This is a genomic window from Ensifer sp. R-19, assembly GCF_049905105.1.
GTDB lineage: Bacteria > Pseudomonadota > Alphaproteobacteria > Rhizobiales > Rhizobiaceae > Ensifer.
Genome location: NZ_CP184569.1, coordinates 619,686 through 642,838, shown reverse-complemented (window position 1 = coordinate 642,838; position 23,153 = coordinate 619,686). Strand labels below are relative to the sequence as shown.

Annotated in this window: 20 protein-coding genes; 10 read left to right on the top strand and 10 right to left on the bottom strand. The window is 62.3% G+C overall.

Translation table 11 applies throughout. The features are described from left to right. Nucleotides 1-23: 23 nt before the first annotated feature. Entirely contained in the window at nt 24-182 is a 159-nt protein-coding gene (locus ACN9MO_RS02965; protein ID WP_425986498.1) for a hypothetical protein, read from the bottom strand. A gap of 107 nt (nt 183-289) precedes the next feature. Between ACN9MO_RS02965 and ACN9MO_RS02960 the strand changes: the two genes are divergently transcribed. The 3 genes from ACN9MO_RS02960 to ACN9MO_RS02950 all read left to right on the top strand — a co-directional run bounded on the left by ACN9MO_RS02960 (nt 290) and on the right by ACN9MO_RS02950 (nt 5,932). Further along, a complete protein-coding gene (locus ACN9MO_RS02960; RefSeq protein WP_425986496.1) occupies nt 290-2,110 on the top strand; it encodes a caspase family protein in 1,821 nt (606 codons plus the stop codon). 143 nt (nt 2,111-2,253) lie between these two features. Beyond that, nucleotides 2,254-4,074 (top strand): caspase family protein, encoded by a 1,821-nt coding sequence (locus tag ACN9MO_RS02955; RefSeq protein WP_058325503.1) that lies wholly within the window; start codon nt 2,254-2,256, stop codon nt 4,072-4,074. Nucleotides 4,075-4,162: 88 nt separating this feature from the next. Then, nucleotides 4,163-5,932, top strand: coding sequence for a caspase family protein (locus ACN9MO_RS02950; protein ID WP_113132851.1), 1,770 nt, complete (start codon nt 4,163-4,165; stop codon nt 5,930-5,932). Nucleotides 5,933-5,936: 4 nt separating this feature from the next. Here ACN9MO_RS02950 and smc read toward each other — a convergent pair whose 3' ends face one another. From smc to ACN9MO_RS02935, 3 genes are all read right to left on the bottom strand, one after another. Then, complete coding sequence (gene smc, locus ACN9MO_RS02945; protein ID WP_113132852.1) at nt 5,937-9,398, bottom strand: chromosome segregation protein SMC; 3,462 nt, start codon at nt 9,396-9,398, stop codon at nt 5,937-5,939. Between the two features lie 102 nt (nt 9,399-9,500). Then, nucleotides 9,501-10,328, bottom strand: a complete 828-nt coding sequence (locus ACN9MO_RS02940; RefSeq protein ID WP_113132853.1) for a DsbA family protein — start codon at nt 10,326-10,328, stop codon at nt 9,501-9,503. Nucleotides 10,329-10,443: 115 nt separating this feature from the next. Further along, nucleotides 10,444-10,950, bottom strand: coding sequence for a DUF721 domain-containing protein (locus ACN9MO_RS02935; protein WP_057250635.1), 507 nt, complete (start codon nt 10,948-10,950; stop codon nt 10,444-10,446). Between the two features lie 93 nt (nt 10,951-11,043). Here ACN9MO_RS02935 and mutY point away from each other — a divergent pair, with 93 nt between their 5' ends. Next, nucleotides 11,044-12,132, top strand: coding sequence for an A/G-specific adenine glycosylase (gene mutY, locus ACN9MO_RS02930; RefSeq protein ID WP_113132854.1), 1,089 nt, complete (start codon nt 11,044-11,046; stop codon nt 12,130-12,132). Nucleotides 12,133-12,155: 23 nt separating this feature from the next. Then, nucleotides 12,156-12,773, top strand: a complete 618-nt coding sequence (locus ACN9MO_RS02925) for an HAD family hydrolase (protein WP_058320368.1) — start codon at nt 12,156-12,158, stop codon at nt 12,771-12,773. A gap of 52 nt (nt 12,774-12,825) precedes the next feature. Here the strand turns inward: ACN9MO_RS02925 and ACN9MO_RS02920 are convergent, their stop codons facing one another. From ACN9MO_RS02920 to ACN9MO_RS02905, 4 genes are all read right to left on the bottom strand, one after another. Next, nucleotides 12,826-13,227, bottom strand: coding sequence for a YkvA family protein (locus tag ACN9MO_RS02920; RefSeq protein WP_057250641.1), 402 nt, complete (start codon nt 13,225-13,227; stop codon nt 12,826-12,828). 240 nt (nt 13,228-13,467) lie between these two features. Continuing rightward, nucleotides 13,468-14,598: a site-specific DNA-methyltransferase gene (locus tag ACN9MO_RS02915; RefSeq protein ID WP_057250643.1), complete on the bottom strand. Its 1,131-nt coding sequence runs from the start codon at nt 14,596-14,598 to the stop codon at nt 13,468-13,470. Between the two features lie 135 nt (nt 14,599-14,733). Further along, nucleotides 14,734-15,084: an antibiotic biosynthesis monooxygenase family protein gene (locus tag ACN9MO_RS02910; protein WP_112995335.1), complete on the bottom strand. Its 351-nt coding sequence runs from the start codon at nt 15,082-15,084 to the stop codon at nt 14,734-14,736. 3 nt (nt 15,085-15,087) lie between these two features. Beyond that, nucleotides 15,088-15,408, bottom strand: a complete 321-nt coding sequence (locus ACN9MO_RS02905) for an NIPSNAP family protein (protein WP_057250647.1) — start codon at nt 15,406-15,408, stop codon at nt 15,088-15,090. A 93-nt stretch (nt 15,409-15,501) separates the two neighbouring features. On the opposite strand from ACN9MO_RS02905, the gene ACN9MO_RS02900 reads away from it, so the two are divergent. Beyond that, complete coding sequence (locus ACN9MO_RS02900) at nt 15,502-16,182, top strand: winged helix-turn-helix domain-containing protein (RefSeq protein ID WP_113132855.1); 681 nt, start codon at nt 15,502-15,504, stop codon at nt 16,180-16,182. Nucleotides 16,183-16,305: 123 nt separating this feature from the next. Here ACN9MO_RS02900 and ACN9MO_RS02895 read toward each other — a convergent pair whose 3' ends face one another. Further along, complete coding sequence (locus tag ACN9MO_RS02895) at nt 16,306-16,974, bottom strand: GntR family transcriptional regulator (protein ID WP_057250651.1); 669 nt, start codon at nt 16,972-16,974, stop codon at nt 16,306-16,308. A gap of 180 nt (nt 16,975-17,154) precedes the next feature. Here ACN9MO_RS02895 and ACN9MO_RS02890 point away from each other — a divergent pair, with 180 nt between their 5' ends. Together ACN9MO_RS02890 and ACN9MO_RS02885 are read left to right on the top strand one after the other, a co-directional pair. Next, nucleotides 17,155-17,850: an HAD family hydrolase gene (locus ACN9MO_RS02890; RefSeq protein WP_057250653.1), complete on the top strand. Its 696-nt coding sequence runs from the start codon at nt 17,155-17,157 to the stop codon at nt 17,848-17,850. Between the two features lie 224 nt (nt 17,851-18,074). Further along, a complete protein-coding gene (locus ACN9MO_RS02885; protein ID WP_113132856.1) occupies nt 18,075-19,181 on the top strand; it encodes an ABC transporter substrate-binding protein in 1,107 nt (368 codons plus the stop codon). A 72-nt stretch (nt 19,182-19,253) separates the two neighbouring features. Here ACN9MO_RS02885 and ACN9MO_RS02880 read toward each other — a convergent pair whose 3' ends face one another. After that, nucleotides 19,254-19,805, bottom strand: a complete 552-nt coding sequence (locus ACN9MO_RS02880; RefSeq protein ID WP_113132880.1) for a hypothetical protein — start codon at nt 19,803-19,805, stop codon at nt 19,254-19,256. A 280-nt stretch (nt 19,806-20,085) separates the two neighbouring features. Here ACN9MO_RS02880 and thrC point away from each other — a divergent pair, with 280 nt between their 5' ends. Next, nucleotides 20,086-21,486 (top strand): threonine synthase, encoded by a 1,401-nt coding sequence (gene thrC / locus ACN9MO_RS02875; protein ID WP_113132857.1) that lies wholly within the window; start codon nt 20,086-20,088, stop codon nt 21,484-21,486. 16 nt (nt 21,487-21,502) lie between these two features. After that, on the top strand, nt 21,503-22,804 hold the full coding sequence (locus tag ACN9MO_RS02870) for a M16 family metallopeptidase (protein WP_113132858.1): 1,302 nt from the start codon (nt 21,503-21,505) through the stop codon (nt 22,802-22,804). Nucleotides 22,805-23,153 lie beyond the last annotated feature (349 nt).

Below are 23,153 nucleotides of genomic sequence, written 5' to 3'. Positions count from 1 at the left end.
TATGACGATTTACAGTATATGCTTCAGGCTGAAAATGCATCCGGCGAAGATTTATGCTGCACCGCATCATTTTCTGTAACAATGCAACATATTGGCAGGCCGAGGGGCAGAACCCGCACAACATGGGCTTTGCCTCTTATATCGGCACCACAAATGCCCGCCAGAGGCTTGAGTGTCGACATTGCCCGATCCATTATAAAAACCTAATATAAATGCACGCGATGGGGCGCATCCAAGAATATCCCGTCATGGCAATCCGTTTCAGTCCCGTGGGCTTGGAGGGTAGGTCATGCAATGGCGTGCGAAAGTGAGATCCTGGCTCCTCTCGGTCGCGATGGTCTTGCTCGTGGTCGGGCATGGCCTCGCCGAGGAGAGCGGCAAGCGGCTTGCGCTCGTCGTCGGCATGACGAACTACGTGGCGGCAGGAACGCTGCCCAACGCCTCACGCGACGCCGAAGCATTCGGCACCTTCCTCAACGGGCAGGGATTTGAAACCGATCTTGTGCTCAACGCAGATCGCAGGGGCCTTGCGGCCGCGCTTTCAAGCTTTTCGCGCAAAATCGGCCCGGAGGATGTCGCCCTCTTCTATTACGCCGGCCATGGCATGCAGTTGCACGGCGAGAACTTCCTCATCGGGACGGATGCGAAGCTCGAGAGCGAGTTCGATGTTCCCGCCGAAACCATAGCCCTGTCCGAGATCATTACCGCGCTGGAGAAACGTGCCCGGATATCGATGATCTTCCTCGATGCCTGCCGCAACAACCCGCTCGCCAACCGGCTGAATACCGAAGTCGAAGGTGCCACCCGAGGCGGCGCGACCAGAGGGTTGGCGCCGATCGAGACCCAGGGTGCCGGCACGCTCGTCGCCTTTGCCGCCGCGCCCGGGCAAGTGGCCGCCGATGGAACCGACGGGCACTCGCCGTTTACGCGCGCTCTGATCGCCAATCTCTCCGGCGCCGGCCTGGAGGTCAGCACTGCCTTCAAACGCGTCGTTCGCGACGTGCGCAAGGAAACGCAGGGCAAGCAGCAGCCTCAGATCCTGTCGTCGCTTTCGCTCGAATTCTATTTCGGACCGGAAGCGGCCGCGCCGCAGATCCAGGCCGCCCTGCCGGCCGCACAGGCGCCGGCCACGGAACCCGTGGACACTGAGGCAGAAGAGGATTTCAAGAAGGCGTTGAGGATCGGCACGCCTCGGATCTGGCACTTCTTCATCGAAAAGCATCGCACCGGCGAATATGCGGAACTCGCTCGCCAGACGCTGGCACAGATCGAGCCCGCGGCGGTGCGCAACCAGTCTCATCTGCCACAATCCGTCGAAGCACGGCTGTTGCCGGACAAAGACAAGCGGCGAAACGTCCAGCTCGCACTTGCCGCCCAGGGATTTGCGGCGGGCACGGCCGATGGAGTTTTCGGTGGACAGACGCGCGAAGCGATCAAACTCTTCCAAAGCACCAACCGCCAGCCGGCGAGCGGTTTCATTACCGAGCGCACCGCAGCAGCCCTCGGCATCAAGGTCAATGACAGCGCGGAAGGCATCTACAGCGCGACCAAAGCCCGACGCTACGATGTTGCCAATCTCGAAGGTCTCGAAACCGATAAACGTGTTCTGGAGGCTTTAACCTGCCTGCGCCACTTCGATACCGTATACGGCGTGTTCGGCGGGCATCTCTATGTCGCCGTGCAAACGGGAACGATTCTGGCGGTTTACGCGCGCGGGATCGCCAGCGGTTGCGGTGCGCATCTTGCGGCCATTTCCTCTCAAGAAGAGAACACTTTCGTCGCCTCGCTTTTCAACGCCGACCAAAGGTTCTTCCAGACGGGCTACGATCCCACCGGAAACGTCAGCTACAAGATGGGCCCATGGATCGGCCTTACGCAAGATCCACAAGGCAAGGAGCCCAAGGGCGGCTGGCACTGGGATAACGGCAAGCCGCTGACCTACACGAAATGGTTCCAGGACATGCCGAACGAAGGCAAGAAGGGCGACGATATCGGCATGTACTACGCGCATCGCAACGGCAGAGCCGACACGAAGTCCGTCTATGTCGACACCTGGGACGATATGGGGCCAACGGACGGTACGGGCGGTCTCATTCTCGAATTCGAGTGACCGCCTGGACCACCGCGCAGGTCGGCAGGCCCGCATAACTGGATAAATCACAATTATCTAATACAATTCACGCGATGGGGACGCATCCATGAATATCCCGTCATGGCAATCCGTTTCAGTCTCGAGGGCTCGGAGGGTAGGTCATGAAATGGCGTGCGGATCTGAGATTTTGGCTCCTCTCGGCGCTGATGGTCCTATTTGCTGCAGGGAACGCTCTTGCCGAAGGAAGTGGCAAACGGCTGGCGCTGATCGTCGGCATGAGCAACTACGTCGTTGCCGGAACGCTGCCCAATGCCTCACGTGATGCCGAAGCGTTTGACGCCTTCCTCAAGGGCCAGGGATTTGAAACCGACCTCGTGCTCAACGCGGATCGCAAGGGTCTCGCCGGCGCGCTTTCAAACTTTTCGCGCAAGATCGGGCCTGAAGACACAGCCCTGTTCTACTACGCCGGGCACGGCATGCAGCTGCGCGGCGAAAACTTCCTCGTCGGGACCGATGCAAAGCTTGAGAGCGAATTCGACGTCCCGGCCGAAACCGTAGCGCTTTCCGAGATCATCAATGCACTGGAGAAACGTGCCAGGATATCGATGGTCTTCCTCGACGCCTGCCGCAACAACCCACTCGCCGAAAGACTCACGCGCGAAGTTGAGGGTGCCACCCGCGGCGGCGCAACCAGAGGATTGGCGCCGATCGAGACCCAGGGTGGCGGAACGCTCGTCGCCTTCGCCGCCGCCCCTGGCCAGGTCGCAGCCGACGGAACCGACGGACATTCGCCGTTCACCCGCGCGCTGATCGCCAATCTCTCCGGCGCTGGCCTTGAGGTCGGCACCGCTTTCAAGCGGGTCGTTCGCGACGTGCGCAAGGAAACGCAGGGCAAACAGCAGCCGCAAATCCTGTCCTCCCTGTCGCTGGAATTCTACTTCGGGCCGGAGATGATAGTGCCGCATACCAATGCCACCCTGCCTGCAATACAGGCACCGGCAGTCGACCCGGCTGCGCTTGGGGCGGAAGCGGATTTCAAGAAGGCCCTGAGGATCGGCACGCCACGGATCTGGCACTTCTTCGTCGAAAAGCACCGCACCGGCGAGTATGCGCAACTCGCGCGCCAGACACTGGCACAGATCGAACCCGCAGCGGTGCGCAACCAGTCGCATCTTCCGCTGTCGGTAGAAGCGCGGCTCTTGCCGGACAAGCAACAGCGCAAAAACGTCCAGCTAGCACTCGCAGCCAAGGGCTTTGCATCCGGCGTGGCCGACGGCGTTTTCGGCGGACAGACACGCGAAGCGATCAAACGCTTCCAAAGCACCAACCGTCAGCCGGCGAGCGGTTTCATCACCGAGCTCACTGCAGCAGCCCTTGGCATAAAGGTCAACGACAGGGCAGAGGGCATATACAGTTCAACGACGGCGCGAATCTATGACATCGACGACCTTACCGGGCTCGAAACAGACGAGCGTGTCCTTGCCGCCATCAAATGCCTGGGTCACGAACCGTCCGTCTATGGTGCTTTCGGGGGCCATCTCTATGTCGTGGCACGAACGGGATCGACTCGCGCACCCTATGCCGAAACCGTCGCCAAGAACTGCGGCACATATCTTGCCTCGATCACATCGGACGCGGAAAATGCCTTTATCGCATCGCTGTTTAACGCCGACCCGGGCTTTTTCGATATGGGCTACTACGCTCCGGACAACATCAGCTACAAAATCGGGCCGTGGATTGGCCTGGTTCAGGACCCGCAAGGCAAAGAGCCAAAAGGCGGCTGGCACTGGGACAGCGGCGAGGCGATGACTTACACAAAATGGGTCCCAGGCGCGCCATACGAATTCAAGCCGGGCGCCGATTCCGCGATGTATTTTACCCAGCGTGACGGCCGGCAAGACATGAGGAGTACCTACCTCAACACGTGGCAAGACATGGGGCTCATCAACATGTCCCCGAGCCTCGTTCTTGAATTTGAGTAGTCACGCATATCGATTCCGGCGATGGGGTGCATTCAAGAATGTCCCGTCATGGCAATCCGTTCAGGCTCAGAGGCTCGGAGGGTAGGTCATGAAATGGCGTACAAAACTCACGTCCTGGGTCTCCTCGGCCCTGATCGTCCTGCTTGCAGTCGGGCACGCCCTCGCCGAGGAGGACGGCAAACGGTTGGCGCTGATCGTCGGCATGAGCAACTACGTCGTTGCAGGTATTCTGCCCAATGCTTCGCGCGACGCCGAAGCGTTCAAGACCTTCCTCGATGACCAGGGCTTTGAGGCCGACCTCGTGCTCAATACAAATCGTAGGGGTCTCGCCGAGGCGCTTGCGCGCTTTTCGCGCAAGATCGGCCCCAAAGACGTTGCACTGTTTTACTACGCCGGACATGGCATGCAGCTGCACGGCGATAATTTCCTTGTCGCAACCGATGCGAGGCTCGAAAGCGAATTCGACGTGCCAGCCGAAACCATGGCACTCTCCGAAATTGTCAACGCGTTGGAAAAGCGTGCGAAGATCTCGCTGATCTTCCTCGATGCCTGCCGCGACAATCCGCTCGCAGACCGGCTCAATCGCGAAGTGGAGGGCGCAAGCCGCGGTGGCGCCATCAGGGGGCTCGCACCGATTGACACACAGGGTGCAGGCACGCTCGTGGCCTTTGCCGCGGCACCCGGACAGGTCGCTGCAGACGGCACCGACGGGCACTCACCCTTTACCCGTGCGCTGATCGCCAATCTCTCCGGCCCTGGCCTTGAAATCGGCACGGCCTTCAAGCGCGTGATCCGGGAAGTACGCTCAGAGACGGACGGGAAACAGTCACCGCAGATTCTGTCTTCGCTCGATCTGGAGTTCTATCTCGGCCGCGACACAGCCGTTAGAGAGCCTGCCCATTCGGCGGCGACCACCGTGGATCTCGCCGCGCTCGACTTTGGCAAGGCGATGCGTGTCGACACCATTCGAACCTGGAAACGCTTCATCGCCAAACATGGCAGCGGCAGCTACGCCGACGCAGCCCGCCAATCCGTTCGGCGTCTCGGAGCAATTGACGACCTGCGGTCGCCATTGGTAGCGATGGCGCAGGAGCAAAAGGTGTTCGACAGCAGGGAAAAGCGTTCAAGCGCGCAAGAGGCATTGCGCAGCGAAGGGTTCGATACGGGCCAGACAGACGGGACCTTCGGTGGCCAGACGCGCCGGGCGGTAACCTCGTTTCAGACAGCCCGCGGTCTGACGCAATCCGGATTTCTCGACCAGGAGACCAGCGCCGCCCTGGGCCTGGGATTTGCTCGCGTCGACCACCAAATCCTCTCGGCTGCAATCGCACGCCGCTATGATGCCGCCGATCTCGAGGGGCTTGAGGATGCGGCAGTGGTGGCCATGGTGCGTTGCCTGTCGCCGTTGTCCTTGACCTACGGCATGTTCGACGGGCGCCTCTACGCGGCCGCCTACAATGCGCAGCAGATCAGCTGGCAGGAAGCCAAGGCGACTGCCGAACGCTGCGGCGGTCACCTTGCCACGATTGAATCCAGTGACGAAAATGCGTTCGTCGCCTCGCTGGTAAACACGGACGCCAGGTTCTTCAACAGCCTGTTCGAAGGCGGGGAACATCGCCGCGTCGGACCCTGGCTCGGGCTCGTCAACGAGAACGGCATCGGCGACGCATGGACCTGGGTGACGGGCGCCGTTGTCACCTACAGCAGGTGGTTCAGGCGACCGCCGGAGAAGGCAGGCGCTGCGACGCTATATGCGGCATATCGCGCAAACAAAGTTCCCCTGGCCGCCTACATCGATACCTGGGGAGCGCGCGATGCATTGCGGCCGGTGCCGGGGTTCATCACCGAATTCGAGTGAGTGGCTACACCACTTCCCTCAACCGCTCTGCCGTCTGCAGGTCGACGGAGACGAGTTGGGACACGCCCTGCTCGGCCATGGTCACGCCGAAGAGGCGGTTCATGCGGGCCATGGTGATCGGGTTGTGGGTGATGATGATGAAGCGGGTCTCGGTCGAGGCCGCCATCTCGTCCATCAGGTTGCAGTAGCGCTCGACATTGTGATCGTCGAGCGGTGCATCCACTTCGTCGAGCACGCAGATCGGCGCCGGATTGGTGAGGAATACCGCAAAGATCAGCGCCATCGCCGTCAGCGCCTGCTCACCGCCCGAAAGCAGCGTCATGGTCTGCGGCTTCTTGCCCGGCGGGCGAGCGAGGATTTCCAGGCCTGCCTCCAGCGGATCGTCGCTCTCGATCAGTTGCAGCTCGGCGGTGCCGCCGCCGAAGAGGTGGGTGAAGAGCCGCTGGAACTGCACGTTGACCACATCAAACGCGGCGATCAGGCGCTCGCGGCCCTCGCGGTTCAGGTTCTGGATGGCGCTCCTGAGCTTGCGGATCGCCTCGATGACGTCGTCGCGCTCCCTAAGGAGAAGAGCAAGCTTTTCGGAAAGCTCCTTCTGCTCCTCTTCTGCGCGCAGGTTGACGGCGCCAAGCCGTTCGCGTTCGATCTTCAGCCGTTCGAGTTCGCGCTCGATGTTGCGCATGTCCGGCATCGCCGCATCGACAGCGAGCCCGGTCAGGCGCATCACCTCGTGCGGCGCACAGGAGAGCGCTTCCTGGATGCGCGCTTCGATTTCGACACGGCGCTCACGGGCCGAAACCAGCCGCTCCTCTGCGCGGCCACGCTTCTCGCGCGATTCCGCCAGCTCGGAGAGCGCCGTCGCCGCCAGCCGATCCGCCTCGCGCTGGTGATTTTCGGCCTCGGCGAGAAGGTCGGCCGCCTCGCGCCGTGCCGCTTCGGCCTTCTGCAATTCGTTCATCAACGCACGGCGCTTGTCGTCGAACTCGTCGGGCGCGTCGATCAGTTCCTCCACTTCGTCGCGGGCTTCCGCTTCGCGGTCACGCAGCGTGGAGATATGCTCTTCGGCGCTCGCGGCGCGCGCCTTCCAGGTCTGGCGCTCGTTGGTTATCGCGGTGATGCGCCGCTGGCGGGCCTCGTTCTCGCGCGCCAGACCGTCATGTGCGGCACGGGCCTCGGCAACGGCGGCGCGATCGGCGGCGACATCGGCCGTCTGGGTGCGCAGTTTCAATTCGAGTTCGGAGAGATCGGGCGCATCCGCCAGTGCGTCGTTGGCCGTCTCGATCTGCTCGGCCACTTCCTCGACCTGGACCTCGATCTGGCTGCGCGTTTCCGCCAACACCGCACGGCGGCGAGCAAGATCGCCGGAGGCGCGCTCGGCGGCAGCAAGGGCGTCACGGGCTTCAGCTAGCTGCCGCGTGATCATGCGCTGCGCATCGCGCGAGAGCCGCAGTCTTTCGTCTTCGGCGCGGATGCGCGTACCGGCGGCCGCGAGTTCGGCCTCGGCGCGACGCAGCGCCTCTGCTGCGCCCTCGGCTTCGGCATCGAGTTCTGCCAGCCGGTTCTTCTGGGCCAGTCGCAGGGCGGCCGCACTCGGCGCCTCGGAGCCGGTCACGTGCCCGTCCCAGCGCCAGACGGAGCCCTGCTTGGTGACGAGGCTCTGGCCCGGCTTCAACAGCGGCAGCAGCCGTTCCGCGTCCGCTTCGCTTGCGACAATGCCGATCTGCTTCAGCGCGCGGGTCAGCGCATCCGGTGCTTTCACGTGCGCAATCAGCGACGTAACGCCCTCCGGCAGGCCGGCGTCGCCGGCATGATCTCCCGGGGCGCGCCAATGGGCCGGCGCGTCCGTTTCGAGCGGTGAATCGAGATCGTCGCCAAGGGCTGCGCCGAGCGCGATTTCGAAGCCTCGGTCGACCTTCATCTCCTCGACGACGGCGGGATAGGTGCCGCCCGATGCCGCTTCCAGCATCCGCCGGATCGTGCGCGCTTCGGTTTCGATGCCGTTGAGAGTAGCGCGTGAACGATCAACAGGCGGACGCGCCTCGACCTCGGCGCGGCGCGCCTCTGCCAGAGCCTCCTCGATCGCAAGCACATTGATTTCCGCTTCTTCGAGCGCGGCCTCGGCAACCTCGACTTGGCCCTGTTTCTCATGCGGATCGGGAAGTGCGGCCATCTGCCGGTTTAGCTCGTCGAGATCGCGCGACTGATCGGCGAGCTGACGCGCAAGCCGGGCCTGGCGCTCCGAGAGATCGCGCAGCGTGCGCTCGAGCTGGTTGCGACCGGCGTGTGCCTCGGCACGTTCGGCCGTCAGCCGCGCCAACAGCGCTTCGTTGCCGGCAAGCTTTTCGTTCGCCTCTTCCAGCCGCTCGCGTGCTTCCGTCGCACGGTCATCGGCCTCGGCCAGCATGTCGCTGAGTTCGGCTTCTTCTTCGTCGAGCCGCGCCAGGATGCCGGCATTGTCGACGACAAGCCTCTCTTCGCGGGCGATGTCTTCGGCAAGCTGCGCCAGACGGCGCTGCAACTCGTCGCGCCGCCTGAGGATACGGCCGGCATCCTCTTCAAGCTGCGAGCGGGCGATCTGCAGGCGTTGCAAGGCGGCGGCGAACCGCGCCTCGTTCTCGCGCAACTCCGGCAGCTTCAGGCTGGCAATCGCCTGATCCTTCGCCGCCTGCATCTGCGCTTGCGCCTTTTCCGCGACCAGCGCCGTGATCTGATTGAGCTGGCTCGTCGCCTCGGCCTCCGCCTCCTTGGCGTGCACCCAGCGGATATGGAACAGGATCGCCTCGTGCTTGCGGATATCGGCCGAAAGCATCTTGAAGCGATTGGCCTGACGCGACTGGCGCTTGAGGCTCTCGATCTGGCTTTCGAGCTGCGAGGTTACGTCGTCGAGGCGTTCAAGGTTGGTTTCCGCTGCCCGGAGGCGCAGTTCCGCCTCATGGCGGCGCGAGTGCAGTCCGGAAATGCCGGCTGCTTCTTCGAGGAGTTGCCGACGCGCCTGCGGTTTGGCGGCGATCAGCTCGCCGATACGCCCCTGCCCGACCATCGACGGCGAGCGCGCGCCCGTGGAGGCGTCGGCAAAGAGGAGCTGCACATCCTTGGCGCGCGCCTCCTTGCCGTTGATGCGGTAGACGGAGCCCTGTTCGCGCTCGATGCGGCGCGTCACCTGGATCTCGTCACTGTCGTTGAAGGCGGCCGGTGCCGTGCGATCGCCGTTGTCGAGATAGAGGCCGACTTCCGCCGTGTTGCGCGCCGGACGGTTGCCGGATCCGGAAAAGATCACGTCGTCCATGCCGGAGGCGCGCATGTTCTTGTAGGAGTTTTCCCCCATCACCCAGCGCAGCGCTTCGACGAGGTTCGACTTGCCGCAACCATTCGGCCCGACGACGCCGGTCAGGCCCCGCTCGATGATGAACTCGGTCGGTTCGACGAAGGATTTGAAGCCAAGCAGGCGGAGCTTGTTGAACTTCATGCGGGAGACGCTGGGGTGGAGTACCCCCCTCTACCGCGCGGCAAAACGAAAAAAACGGGCGCACGGCTGCTGCCGTCGCCCGTTTTCAGGAAAAGCGAAGGATCAGAGCTTGCTGTCGATGAGGGCCGACATAACGTCAACCGACATGTCCCCCGAATAGTGCTCACCATTGACGAAGAAGGTCGGCGTCGACTGTACGCCGAAATCCTTTGCGCCCCGCTGCATGACAGAGTTCACATCATCCAGAAGTTTTTGGTTCGTCAAGCAGGCCTCGAAGCTCTCCTGTGTAAAACCGGCGAGTTTGGACATTTGCAGCAGTGCATCGCGGCCGTTCTGGGCTGCGGCCCACTGCTGCTGCTGCTTGAAGAGCATGGAGACCATCGGGAAATACTGGCCTTCCGGTGCGCAGCGCGCCAGCATGAAGGCCGCGGCCGCGCGCGGATCGAACGGGAATTCGCGCACGATGAAGCGGACCTTGCCGCTGTCGATGTATTTCGTCTTGATCGCTTCGAACGTGTTGTTGTGGAAGGCCGCGCAGTGCGGGCAGGTCATCGACATGTATTCGACGATGGTGACCGGCGCATTGGCTTCGCCCAGCGCCATTTCAGGCAGGGCGCCCGGCTCGAGCAGCTTGGCCTGATCGACCGAACCTTCCGACGAAGGAAGCTCGACCTTCACGGGGGCGGCCGTCGACTGAGCGACTTCGGTGCCTGCAGCCGGCTTTGCCTCGGTGCTTGCCGGGGTCGTGGCCGTCGATGCCGTGGTGATGGCGTCCGTAGCGGGCTTTGCCGCCGTCTCGCTCGCCTCGGTCGGCGCGGTCGATGCCGTTTCCTTCTTTTCGTCGCTGCAGGCAGCAAGCACCAGGGCGACGGTTGCGATGGCGGCACCGCTGAGCAGGTGTTTCGTAAGGTTCATTGCGGAAGCGGACATGAATTTTACCCGTGTTCGGAGGGAATTGTGGTGCGGATTCGATATCTTGCTGCGCGCAGGGCGGCAAGTGGCCGGGAGTCAACAGAATTCAAAGAATTGTGACCGGCTGATGGCTCTATCGCCGACGCGGCGCGAGCACTGCCGTCCCAAGCCGACGCAAAGCCGCCTTCAGTTCTTCGCTCTCTATGCCCTCGACCATCGCCTCCAGCCGGCGCGCGGGCTCGCCCGAAAGCGGCTTCGGCTTGCCACGGTGTTTGTGCTGCGGCGACACGGGCTTCTGAACGATGCGCAGTTGGCCGATGGCATAGAAACCGAAGAAACCGTTGATGCGCTGGATCAGTTCGCCCTGGGCATGGGTCAGGAAGAGCGCACGTGCGCCTTCACAAGCGACCGTCAACACGCCCGGCTGGTAGCCGCCCTCGCCCGAGATTTCCGAGGCGCGGCGCGGCCAGGCGATCTTTTCCGGCCGCGTGCAATCGGCGAAGCCTTCCCCGGCAATTTCGTCCCAGGAGCCGAGCAGCATGGTGTTGATGCCTGCCCGCTTGGCGAGGACGGGGTCGATCAGGCCGTTGGCGACTTCGCTGATCTGGACGACACCCTTGCGGGGCTTCTGCTCACTCACGAAAGCGACTTTCTGTATGCAACGTCGATTGAGCCTTGATGCCGCGGCTCCGCTTCGCCAAGTATAGGCCGGAAAGAGAACTCCCGGCAAATCATGCACGATTCAATCCCAGCGGCCGACGCCGCTCCCCTACTTTTGGAATGGTACGACAGGCACCACCGCGACCTGCCCTGGCGGGTCTCTCCGCCTATGGCGAGCCGAGGGATCGTTGCCGATCCCTATCACGTCTGGCTGTCGGAGGTCATGCTGCAGCAGACGACGGTCCAGGCAGTGAAGGCCTATTTCGAGAAGTTCCTGTCGCTGTGGCCGACAGTCGAGGACCTGGCGCACGCCGAGAACGAGGACGTGATGAAGGCCTGGGCCGGGCTCGGCTATTATGCCCGTGCCCGCAACCTGAAGAAATGTGCCGAAGCCGTCGCGAACAGTCACGGTGGCCGTTTTCCCGACACGGAAGACGGGCTGAAATCCCTTCCGGGCATCGGCGATTACACCGCAGCCGCGATCGCGGCGATTGCCTTCAATCGCAAGAGCGCCGTACTCGACGGAAATGTCGAGCGGGTGATCTCGCGCCTCTATGCGATCGAAGCGCCCCTGCCGGCAGCGAAGCCCGAAATGCGGGCGCGCGTCGCCATCCTCACGCCTGATGATCGTCCGGGCGATTTCGCCCAGGCGATGATGGACCTCGGCGCGACGATCTGCACGCCGAAGCGGCCTGCCTGCTCGCTCTGTCCCTTCCGTGCGCACTGTCGCGCACTCTCGGTTGCCGATCCCGAGACCTTTCCGAGCAAGGCGCAGAAGAAAGAAAAGCCACTTCGGCGCGGCGCGGCCTTCGTCGCGATCGATGCCGACAATGCCGTCTATCTGCGCAAGCGGGTCGAAACCGGCCTTCTTGGCGGCATGACCGAGGTACCCGGCACCGACTGGACATCGCGACAGGACGGCGACACCTCGCTCGCCTCCCAACCCTTCGTTGCGCCCTGGGAAGACTGCGGAACCATCAGCCACGTCTTCACACATTTCGAGTTGCGTCTCTCCGTCTACCGCGCCAATGTCGCGCGCGCCGGAACGGAGGGCGACGGCTGGTGGGAACCCGTTCACTCCCTCGGGGCCCAGGCGCTGCCGACGGTCATGAAAAAGGCGATCACCCAGGCGATCCCTGACGCCTTCAAGGCTGAACGCTGAAAGATCGAGCAAGGAATGCAGCTATGAGCAGCATCGATATCCGCCATATCGTCTTCGACATCGGCAAGGTGCTGATCCACTATGACCCCAACCTGCCCTATAGCCGCATCATTCCGGACGAGGCCGAGCGCGAATGGTTCTTCGCCAATGTCTGCACCCATGACTGGAACATCGAGCAGGACCGTGGCCGCCCCTGGGAGGAAGCCGAAGCGCTTTTGATCAAAGACCATCCGGAACGCGAAGAGCAGATCCGTGCGTTCCGCAAGCATTGGCAGGAGATGGTGCCGCACGCCTATGTCGAAACGGTCTCGCTGCTGGAGCGGCTGATCGCCGAAGGGCGCGACGTGACCATGCTGACCAATTTCGCCTCTGATACGTTCCGTGAGGCCCAGCAGCTCTATCCCTTCCTGACATTGCCGCGCGGCGTCACGGTTTCGGGCGACGTGAAGCTAATCAAACCCGATATTGCCATCTACGAGACGCACACCCGCACCTTCGGGCTTACCCCCTCGGCCACGCTCTTCATCGACGACAGCGTGCCGAATGTCGAAGCCGCACGGCTCGCCGGCTGGCATGCGGTACACTTCGTCGATCCGGAGAAACTGAAGGCCGACCTCGTCGCCTACGGCATCCATCCCTGACGCAGGCCGTCTCGCCGAAAACCAGCCGATGGCCAGCTAAGTTGCGGTATCGTCAGCTTTCGGCTGAAACCATGCGCCACACCACCCAGCCAGCAAGCGCTGCGACCACCAGCCAGATGCATAGGATCGCGACCAGACCGCCGCGGCTGGACGGGCGCCCCTCCTGTGCCGTCGCCCGCTCCCGAAATTCGTGCATCAGCGCCGGCGGCACGAGACGCACCGCCAACAGGATGCCGAGCGGAACGATGACCAGATCATCAAGGTAGCCGAGCACCGGAATGAAATCGGGGATCAAGTCGACCGGCGACAGCGCATAGGCCGCCACGGCGCCGGCAACGAATTTCGCTGAAAGCGGCGTTCGAGGATCTCGTGCAGCGAACCAGAGTGCTACGACGTCGCGTTTGATTTGACGCGCCCATTGCTTCACGCGCTTGAGTCGATCGGGAGAGGTCATGCGGAAGGCACCCCATGTTCGGGTGAAGACTGGCTTCTCCGAACCCTATTTCCGGACGCAAGGACTGGCAATCAGGCGAAGCTTCGTTGCCTATCGCGTCAACCCGGCAAGCGTACCGGAAACATACAAATGCCCGGAATCCCCTTTTCGAGGATTCCGGGCATTTAAAGCACTCCTTCCGGGACTGAAGGTACAAAAACCGGTCGGAGCGCTTTTCGAAGGATCCGGCGAACTGGTTGATCAGTTCAGCTTTGCCAGATCATTTCGAATGACGGTTCTGAGTTCGTCGATGGGCTTCAGGGTGTTCCCGTCTTCGAAGTGCCAGAATGTCCATCCGTTGCATGCATCAAGCCCCTGGACCTTGGCGCCCAGGCGGTGAATTGAGCCGGCCTCGCCGCCGGAAGCGACCGTGCCGTCGGCGCGGACGATCGCGCTGTAGCGGCGCTTGGCGTCCGTGAGCACCGTGCCGGGCTTGATCAGCCCGCTTTCGATCAGCGTGTTGAAGGCGACACGCGGTTCGGCCTTCTTGCCGGTCATCACCGACAGCATGGCCTTGCCGAGCGGTTCGACCGCGTCGATGCGTGCCGATGCCGCGTCGATATAATCCTGCTCGCGCTCGATGCCGACGAAATGGCGGCCGAGGCGCTTGGCGACGGCACCGGTCGTGCCGGAGCCGAAGAAGGGATCGAGCACGACGTCGCCAGGCTTGGTGGAGGCCATGAGGATACGGGCGAGCAGTGCTTCCGGCTTCTGCGTCGGATGCACCTTCTTGCCGTCGTCGCCCTTCAAGCGCTCGTGACCGGAGCAGATCGGAAACAGCCAGTCGGAGCGCATCTGCACGTCGTCATTGGCCGCCTTCATCGCATCGTAGTTGAAGGTGTAGCCCTTGGCATTTGCGTTCGGCGTCGCCCAGATCAGCGTTTCATGGGCGTTCTGGAACCGGCGACCCTTGAAGTTCGGCATCGGGTTGGTCTTGCGCCAGATGATATCGTTGAGGATCCAGAAGTGCAGGTCCTGCAGGATGGCGCCGACGCGGAAGATGTTGTGGTAGGAGCCGATGACCCAGAGCGTGCCGGTCGGCTTCAGCACGCGGCGGCAGGCGAGCAGCCAGGCGCGGGTGAAGGCGTCATAGGCCTCGAAGGAGGCGAACTGATCCCACTCGTCATCGACGGCATCGACCACCGACTGATCGGGACGGGTCAGCATGCCGCCGAGCTGGAGGTTGTAGGGCGGGTCGGCGAAAACGACGTCGACCGAATTGTCGGGAAGCGCATTGAGCGCCGCAACGCAGTCACCCTTGATGATGCTGTCGAGCCAGCCCAGCGGGCGGGTGGAACGGGAGACTTCGGCAAGCGAAACAACTGAAGACATGGACAACTCGCAAATACGCTTACTCGGAACGGACTATGGAGCTTATGGTTACCGAAGATGGTTACCAAAGCCTGAAGGCCGTTCCGAAAAAGTTCGTATTCACGCCATGTTAGTGAGAACTTTTGCAGCGGCGTTTCATTTGGCGTCGTGAAACGTGCGGCTGTCGGCCGGCGCTTCACGGCGCTCGTTCAGCCCGTAATCACGGATGACGGAGGCGATGCGCAGGCGATAGTCGGCAAAGACGCCATGGCGTCCCGCATCCTGCGCAGCGCGATGTTCGGCGCCGTTCCGCCAAGCCTTCACCGCCTCCTCGTCGCGCCAGAAGGATAGGGACAGCACCTTGTCGGGATTGGCGAGACTCTGGAACCGCTCGATCGAGATGAAACCATCGATGTCGTCGAGCAGTGGGCGCAGATCGGCGGCAATGCCGAGATAGGTGTCGCGACAACCCTCGGCCGGCAGGACTTCGAAGATGACGGCAATCATGTTTCACTTACCTCCGGCAGGCATAGATACGTTCTTCAGGAAGATTCGCTCCTCCTTTAGGATAAACCGCTCGCGGCGGGAAAAGGCGTAATTCTCTCGGCCGAGCGGATCGGCGGCAAGCCGGGCGCGATAGGCCTCGTAAGCCGCGAGGCTCTCGATGTTGTAGACCCCGTAGGCCGTTGTCGCCGAACCCTCGTGTGGTCCGAAATAGCCGATGAGATCAGCGCCGCAGCGCGGGATCGCCTCGCCCCAGTTGCGCGAATAGGTGGCGAACTCCTCCTTCTTGAAGGGATCGATTTCGTAGCGGATGAAGCAGGTGATCATCGTCGTCTCCTTGTGGCCACGGCATTTTGCGGGCCTTCGATGAGTGGAGTATGCCCGCTTGTTCGATAGGGATGCTTCGACTACGATCGAAGTATGAAGGAAGGTCCTGACATCGCTCTCATCGGATCGCTGATCGGCGATCCCGCCCGCGCCAACATGCTGACGGCGCTGATGGCCGGCCGTGCCCTGACGGCGACCGAACTTGCGACCCACGCCGGCATCACGCTGCAGACCGCCAGTTCCCACCTTTCCAAACTCGAAGCCGGTGGCCTGCTCACCCAGCGCAAGCAGGGACGGCACCGCTATTTCCAACTCGCGGAAGACGAAGTCGGGCTGATGCTCGAGAACCTGATGGGTTTTGCCGCCAGCCGCGGCATGAACCGCCATCGACCAGGCCCTAAGGATCCGGCGCTCCGGAAGGCGCGCGTCTGCTACAACCATCTCGCCGGCGACTATGGCGTACGCATGTATGACAGCCTGATTGCCGAGAAGCAGATCGAGATCACCGGTGACGACCTGGCGCTGACGCCGGCCGGCCAGAGCCGGATCGAGGCGCTCGGCATCGACTATGCGGCACTGAAAAAATCTCGCCGGCCGATCTGCCGCACCTGTCTCGACTGGAGCGAGCGTCGCTCGCATCTCGCGGGAGTTCTGGGCGAAGCGCTGCTGACGCTGTTCATCGACAAGGGCTGGGCAAAACGCGAGGCCAACAGCCGCGCCATCCGCTTTACGGCCAATGGCGACAAGGCGTTTTCGGAGCTGTTCCCGCAGTAGTGGCTGCGCGTCTCAATCGACGCAATTCCGGACGGAAAACCGCTTCACACTTTTCCTGGAATTGCTTCGTAGTTAACGCAATTCCGGACGGAAAACCGTCTCACACTTTTCCTGGAATTGCTGCTAGCCGACGATCGAGAAGGCTTCGCGGGTTTCGCCGGCCGCTGTCCTCACCGGCGTCTTCCCGATCCATCCAACATGGCGTTCCAGGATCTTTGCAGCCTCGTCGCCGCGGCCTTCGCGCAAGGCTGCGAGGATCGCGCGGTGATCGTGGTCGGTGCGCGCTTCCCAGCTCGTGCGCCAGGCAGAGAAGAGAAAACGGGCGCTTGCCGCATGCAGATCGTCGATCGCGGCCAAGAGCCTCGGCATGCCGCAGGGCTGCAGGATCAATCGGTGAAAGGCGCGGTTCGCCGCTTCCCAGGAGCGCACGTCGCGCGAGGTGTCGGCGGCGACCGTCGCCGCTTCGGCCCGATCAAGGATCGCCGGCGTCAAATGCGGGATCGCATGGCGTAGAGCCAGAACCTCGAGAACCGCGCGCATCTCCGCAACCTCCCTCACCTCCTTGAGATCGAAGGAGGCGACGCGGACGCCGCGGCGCGGTTCGCTGACGGCAAGCCCCTGGGCCTCCAGCCGCCGAAAAGCCTCGCGAACGGGAACGTGGCTCGCGCCGAATTCCTCGGCGATGTGATCCTGCCGCAAGCGCTCCCCGGGCATCAAAATGCCGGAGATGATCCTCTCGGCGAGTGCCCTGCTGATGCGACTTGCAAGTGTGTCGTCCTGTTGCTTTTCCATCGCCTACAGATAGAGCCGCGAAACAATACTGTCGAGCAAGCGGAACAGCGGTTTCGATAATTTCCAAAGGTTGAGCTTTCGGCCGCCTTCGTATAAAGCTCTGGCGTACGAAAGCCCCGCGCCGCGCAAGCTATCCTCCCCCTGCCTGCGGCGCCTTCTTCTCCCAGGGAACTGTTTCAAATGTCCGGTATCGATCTCATCATTTTTGATTGCGACGGCGTTCTCGTCGATTCCGAAATCATCGCTTCGGAAGTCGAAGCCGCGCTGCTCACCGAAGCGGGTTATCCGATCAGCGTCGAAGAAATGGCGGAGCGTTTTGCCGGCATGACCTGGCACAACACGCTGTTGCAGATCGAGAAGGAAGCGAGCATCCCGCTTTCCGCGTCGCTGATCGGCAAGGTAGACACCATTCTCGACGAACGTCTGGAGCGCGACGTCAAGATCATCGACGGCGTCAAGCCGATGCTGCTGCAGCTCACACTGCCCCATTGCATCTGCTCGAACTCCACCTCGGCGCGCCTCGCCATGATGCTCGGCAAGGTCGGCATCAAGGACCACTTCGGCCCGCGCATCTACTCGGCGCGCGACCTCGGACCCGATCGCGTCAAGCCGAAGCCGGACATCTTCCTGCACGGTGCCAAGCAGATGGGCGTGGACCCGTCGCGGGTGCTGGTCATCGAGGACTCGGTGCATGGTATCCACGGCGCGCGTGCCGCCGGCATGCGCGTCGTCGGCTTCACCGGCGGCTCCCACACCTTCCCGTCGCATGCCGACAAGTTGACGGAAGCCGGCGCGGAGACCGTGATCTCGCGCATGACGGCCCTTCCGGGCGTGATCGCAGCACTTTCCGAATGGTCGGAATCGCTGACAGCCTGAGACGCCGCGGCCGACCGATTTTGCCCCCTTTCGCCCCGGCCTTCAGCCGGAGCGGGAAAGAAGCCTTCGGCCACCACGGCAGGCGTCCAATTAGGCGTCGAGGGACACGATGACACATTGCAGTCGCGTCGCGTCCCCTAGAAAATCTCCCCGGTTTTCGAAAAGCCGCGCACGAGGGCCATATCAAGCAAGCCCCATCAGGGGTATTTCTAGGAGGAAACACTATGCGTCTTTCAATGTTGACAGGCCTGACCCTGGCGGCCAGCGTCGCCTTCGGCCCGCTCGCCTTTGCCGATATCACCGTTGGCGTCATCACGCCGCTCACCGGCCCGGTCGCGGCCTATGGCGAGCAGGTGAAGAACGGGGCGGAAACGGCCGCTGAAGAGATCAACAAGGCTGGCGGCATCAACGGCGAGAAGATCGTCCTGAAGCTGCTCGACGATGCCGGTGATCCGAAGCAGGCCGTTTCGGTTGCCAACCAGGCGGCCGGCGAAGGCATCCGCTACGTCGTCGGCCCGGTGCTTTCGGGCACCTCGATGGCGGCTTCCGACGTTCTCGCCGAGAACGGCATTCTGATGGTGACGCCGACGGCAACGACGCCTGACCTCACCACCCGCGGCCTCTGGAACGTGCTGCGCACCTGCGGCCGCGACGACCAGCAGGCTGAAGTCGCTGCCGCCTATGTGGTCAAGAACCTCAAGGACAAGAAGATCGCCGTGCTGCACGACAAGGCACCCTACGGCAAGGGTCTCGCTGACGGCTTCAAGAAGGCGATCAACGCAGGCGGCATCACCGAGGTCGTCTATGAAGGCCTAAACCCGGGCGACAAGGACTTCAGCGCCATCGTCACCCGCCTGAAGTCCGAGAATGTCGATGTCGTCTACTTCGGTGGCTATCATCCGGAAGGCGGCCTGCTCGCACGCCAGATGCACGACCAGAGCGTAAAGGCACAGATCTTCGGCGGCGACGGCCTGTCGAACACCGAATTCTGGGCAATCGGCGGCGAAGCTGCGACCGGTACGGTCTACACCAACGCCAGCGACGCGACCCGCAACCCGGCATCGGCTCCGGCCGTCGAAGCGCTGAAGGCGAAGAACATCCCGGCCGAAGCCTTCACTCTCAACGCCTATGCCGCCGTGCAGGTGTTGAAGGCTGGCATCGAGAAGGCCGGCTCCGCCGAAGACGCGACTGCGGTTGCCACTGCGATCAAGTCCGGCGAAGCCATCGACACGGTGCTCGGCAAGCTGACCTATGGCGAAGCCGGCGACCTAACCTCGCAGGCTTTCTCGCTCTACAAGTGGGAAGGCGGCAAGAGCGTTCCGGCTGAGTAAGCTAGAACGCGATATAAAATAGAAACGCCGGGGCTTGCCCCGGCGTTTTTGTTTGCAGGCTGCAATCGCAGCTTACTTTTTCTTGCCCTTTGCCGGCGGACCTTCGTCGAAGCCGACATAGACCGTGGCATTGGAACCGGACCCTGCCGGTAGCGTCACGTCGGCCTTGGTGAAGACGAACTGCGTCGAACCGGTCGAAGGAATTTCGACCGCATGCTGCGTCAGCTCGGAATAGAGCGTCTTGTCGTCGTCGGTCGCAGCCACGCGGATCGGCATGGTGATCTTGCCGGGACCGCCGGCGGGACCGCTGACGACGCGGCCCTGGACCACGACAGTAATGGTTATCGCGCTCTCGCTCTGCACGCATTGGCGCGTCGTGTCGGCAAGAGAGGCTTGGTAGACGAGCTTCGACGGGTCGTTTTTGGCACCCTTGGCGTAGCTGGTGAACACATTTGTGCCGTCACGCAGGACGACCTGCGGGCATGCCGCCTGGACGACGGCTGGCGTCGGAGCGGTGGCGCTGCCGCCCGCATCGATCGCTCCGCCGGATTGCGTCTTGTTGCAGCCGGCGAGGACCGCGAGAAAAGATATTGCGAGAACAGGCCGGGATACTTTGCCAAACACGTTGAACAACCTCTGCTGGACCGGTTGAAACTCCTTGACCGAAATCTCGGCCGGAAGACCTTTCATGGCCTTCGGGCATCGTCTATAGCAGCGACAAACTGAAAAATCGATTGGGTCGGCGTGTCCCTTCCGAATTTTCCGAAACCTGATCTACGGTCGGAAATTGCGTCGGTGACAAGAATAGATGCAGACTTTGTCAAGGACTGACGCAATAAGACGGGCAAACCGCGGCGCCGCTTTCTAGGGTCGTCGCGATCGGCAGGTGGGACGAAGGACAATCATGGTGAAGTATATCTCGACGCGCGGCGAAGCCGCTCCTCTCGGCTTCTGCGACGCACTGCTTGCCGGTCTTGCGCGCGATGGCGGTCTTTATCTCCCCAAGGAATGGCCGAAGTTTTCGAAGAAGGAAATCCGCGGCTTGCGCGGCAAATCCTATCAGGAGATCGCGTTCGCCGTCCTCGAGCCCTTCACCAACGGTGAGATCCCGGCGGCCAAGTTCCGCGAAATGATCGACGAAGCCTACGCCACCTTCCGCCACCCGGCCGTGGCTCCGCTCGTCCAGACCGGCCCGAATTCTTTCGTCATGGAGCTGTTCCACGGCTCGACGCTCGCCTTCAAGGACGTGGCGATGCAACTGCTTGCGCGGTTGATGGACTACGTGCTCGCCGAGCGCGACGAGCGCGCCACCATCGTCGGCGCGACCTCGGGCGACACCGGCGGTGCGGCGATCGACGCCTTTGCCGGACGCGAACGCACCGACATCTTCATCCTTTTCCCGCACGGCAAGGTCTCGCCGGTGCAGCAGCGGCAGATGACGACGTCGAAGGCATCAAACGTTCACGCCATCGCCGTCAAGGGCAACTTCGACGATTGCCAGAACCTCGTCAAAGCCATGTTCAACGACGGAGCCTTCCGCGATCGCGTCAAGCTTTCGGGTGTCAACTCGATCAACTGGGCGCGCATCATGGCCCAGATCGTCTATTATTTCACCGCTTCGGTCGCGCTCGGCGGGCCGGATCGCAAGATCTCCTTCACGGTTCCCACCGGCAACTTCGGCGACATCTTCGCCGGTTACGTCGCCAAGCGCATGGGCCTGCCGATCGACAAGCTGGTGATCGCCACCAATGAAAACGACATCCTCGCCCGCACGCTGAAGACCGGACGCTACGAGATGCGCGACGTCAAGGCGACCACCGCACCGTCGATGGACATCCAGATCTCGTCGAACTTCGAACGGCTTCTGTTCGAGGCGAACGACCGTGATCCGGGCGAAGTGCGCGCGGCAATGGACGGCCTCAAGCAGTCCGGTTCCTTCACCATTCGCGATAAGGCGCTGAAGGCCATCCGCAAGGAATTCCGCGCTGGCCGCGCCTCGCAGAAGGAAGTGGCCAAGACGATCGCCAAGACGCTGGAGAAAACCGGCTATCTGCTTGATCCCCACAGCGCTGTCGGCGTCTTCGTCGCCGCCAAGCACGAGAAGCCGTCCGCCCCCATGGTGACGCTCGCCACCGCCCATCCGGCGAAATTCCCGGACGCGGTAAAATCGGCCAGTGGTATTGACCCGGCGCTTCCGACGTGGCTTGCTGACCTGATGAACAGGGAGGAGCGTTTCGATATCCTGGATGCGGACCTGAAGAGCGTCGAGACCTTTATCGGCGAGCGCACCCGTCTCCGGGGGTAAGAACGAGAAGAAACGTATGATGAAAGTTGAGTGCACCCGGCTCCCTTCCGGGTTGACGGTGGTAACCGAGCAGATGCCGCATCTCGAAAGCGTGGCGCTCGGGGTGTGGATCAAGTCCGGTTCGCGCAATGAAACCCTGGGCGAACATGGCATTGCCCACCTGCTGGAGCACATGGCTTTCAAGGGCACCGCGCGGCGCACCGCCCGCCAGATTGCCGAGGAAATCGAAAATGTCGGCGGCGAAGTCAACGCCGCCACGTCGACCGAGACGACGTCCTACTACGCCCGTGTCCTCAAGGACCATGTGCCGCTGGCGGTCGACATTCTCGCCGATATTCTCACCGAATCCACTTTCGACGACGAGGAGCTGCGGCGCGAGAAGCACGTGATCCTGCAGGAGATCGGCGCTGCCGACGACACGCCGGATGACGTGGTCTTCGACCGTTTCGCCGAGACCGCCTATCGCAACCAGACGGTCGGACGCCCGATCCTCGGCACGCCCGAGACGGTCATGTCGTTCTCCGCCGATCAGATCCGCCACTATCTCGGCCGCAATTACACGACCGACCGCATGTTCGTGGTCGCCGCCGGCGCCGTTGAACACGACGCGTTCGTTCGCCAGGTCGAGGAACGCTTCTCCTCGCTGCCGCGCACGCCGATCGCGACCCCGGTGCTCGAAACCGCCCGCTACACCGGCGGAGAAAGCCGCGAGACGCGCGACCTGATGGACGCGCAGGTCCTGATCGGCTTCGAAGGCAAGGCCTATCACGCCCGCGACTTCTATTGCTCGCAGATCCTCGCCAACATCCTCGGCGGCGGCATGTCCTCCCGCCTCTTCCAGGAAGTGCGCGAACATCGCGGCCTCTGTTATTCGGTCTATGCCTTCCATTGGGGCTTTTCCGACACCGGTATCTTCGGTGTGCACGCGGCAACCGGCGGCGAGAACCTGCCGGAACTGATGCCCGTCATCGTCGACGAACTGCGTAAGTCCTCGATGAACATCGAGCAGCAGGAAATCGAGCGGGCCCGCGCCCAGATCCGTGCACAATTGCTGATGGGCCAGGAAAGCCCGGCCGCCCGCGCCGGCCAGATCGCCCGCCAGATGATGCTCTACGGCCGCCCGATCCCCAACGAAGAACTGATGGAGCGCCTGTCCGGCATTACCATCGAACGCCTGACCGATCTTGCCGGCCGGCTGTTCTTCGATACGACGCCGACGCTCTCGGCGATCGGCCCGCTGGAGCAGCTTGCCCCGATGGGCGACATCCTGTCGACATTGACCGGCAAGGCCGCCGTACCGCACGCCGTCGCCAGCTAAACAGGCCCAGATCATTTCATGGTTTCATCGAAACCGTGAAATGAACTTGCCGTTTCGAGGCTAGTGCATGTCTCCTTAAATCGACCTCGACTTAAGGACAAAGACATGCAGAAAATCAAAGTGCTGCAGCGACCTTTGCGCGTCTAATATGGCGCGCGGCGCTGCAGGCAACTCTTGGCGGAAAGCGTTTGCCACTTTTCCTGAAATTGCCCCGGGCCGCCGAGGATGCAAACATCGTATCCAAATGGTGAAGTCTTTGCGTCTTTTCGCAAATTCGGATTCGATTTGCGCGCAAAGTTGTGCAACGTTTCGGTTTGTGACAGCGCAAAGGCGCGCTGCCGGGCGGATG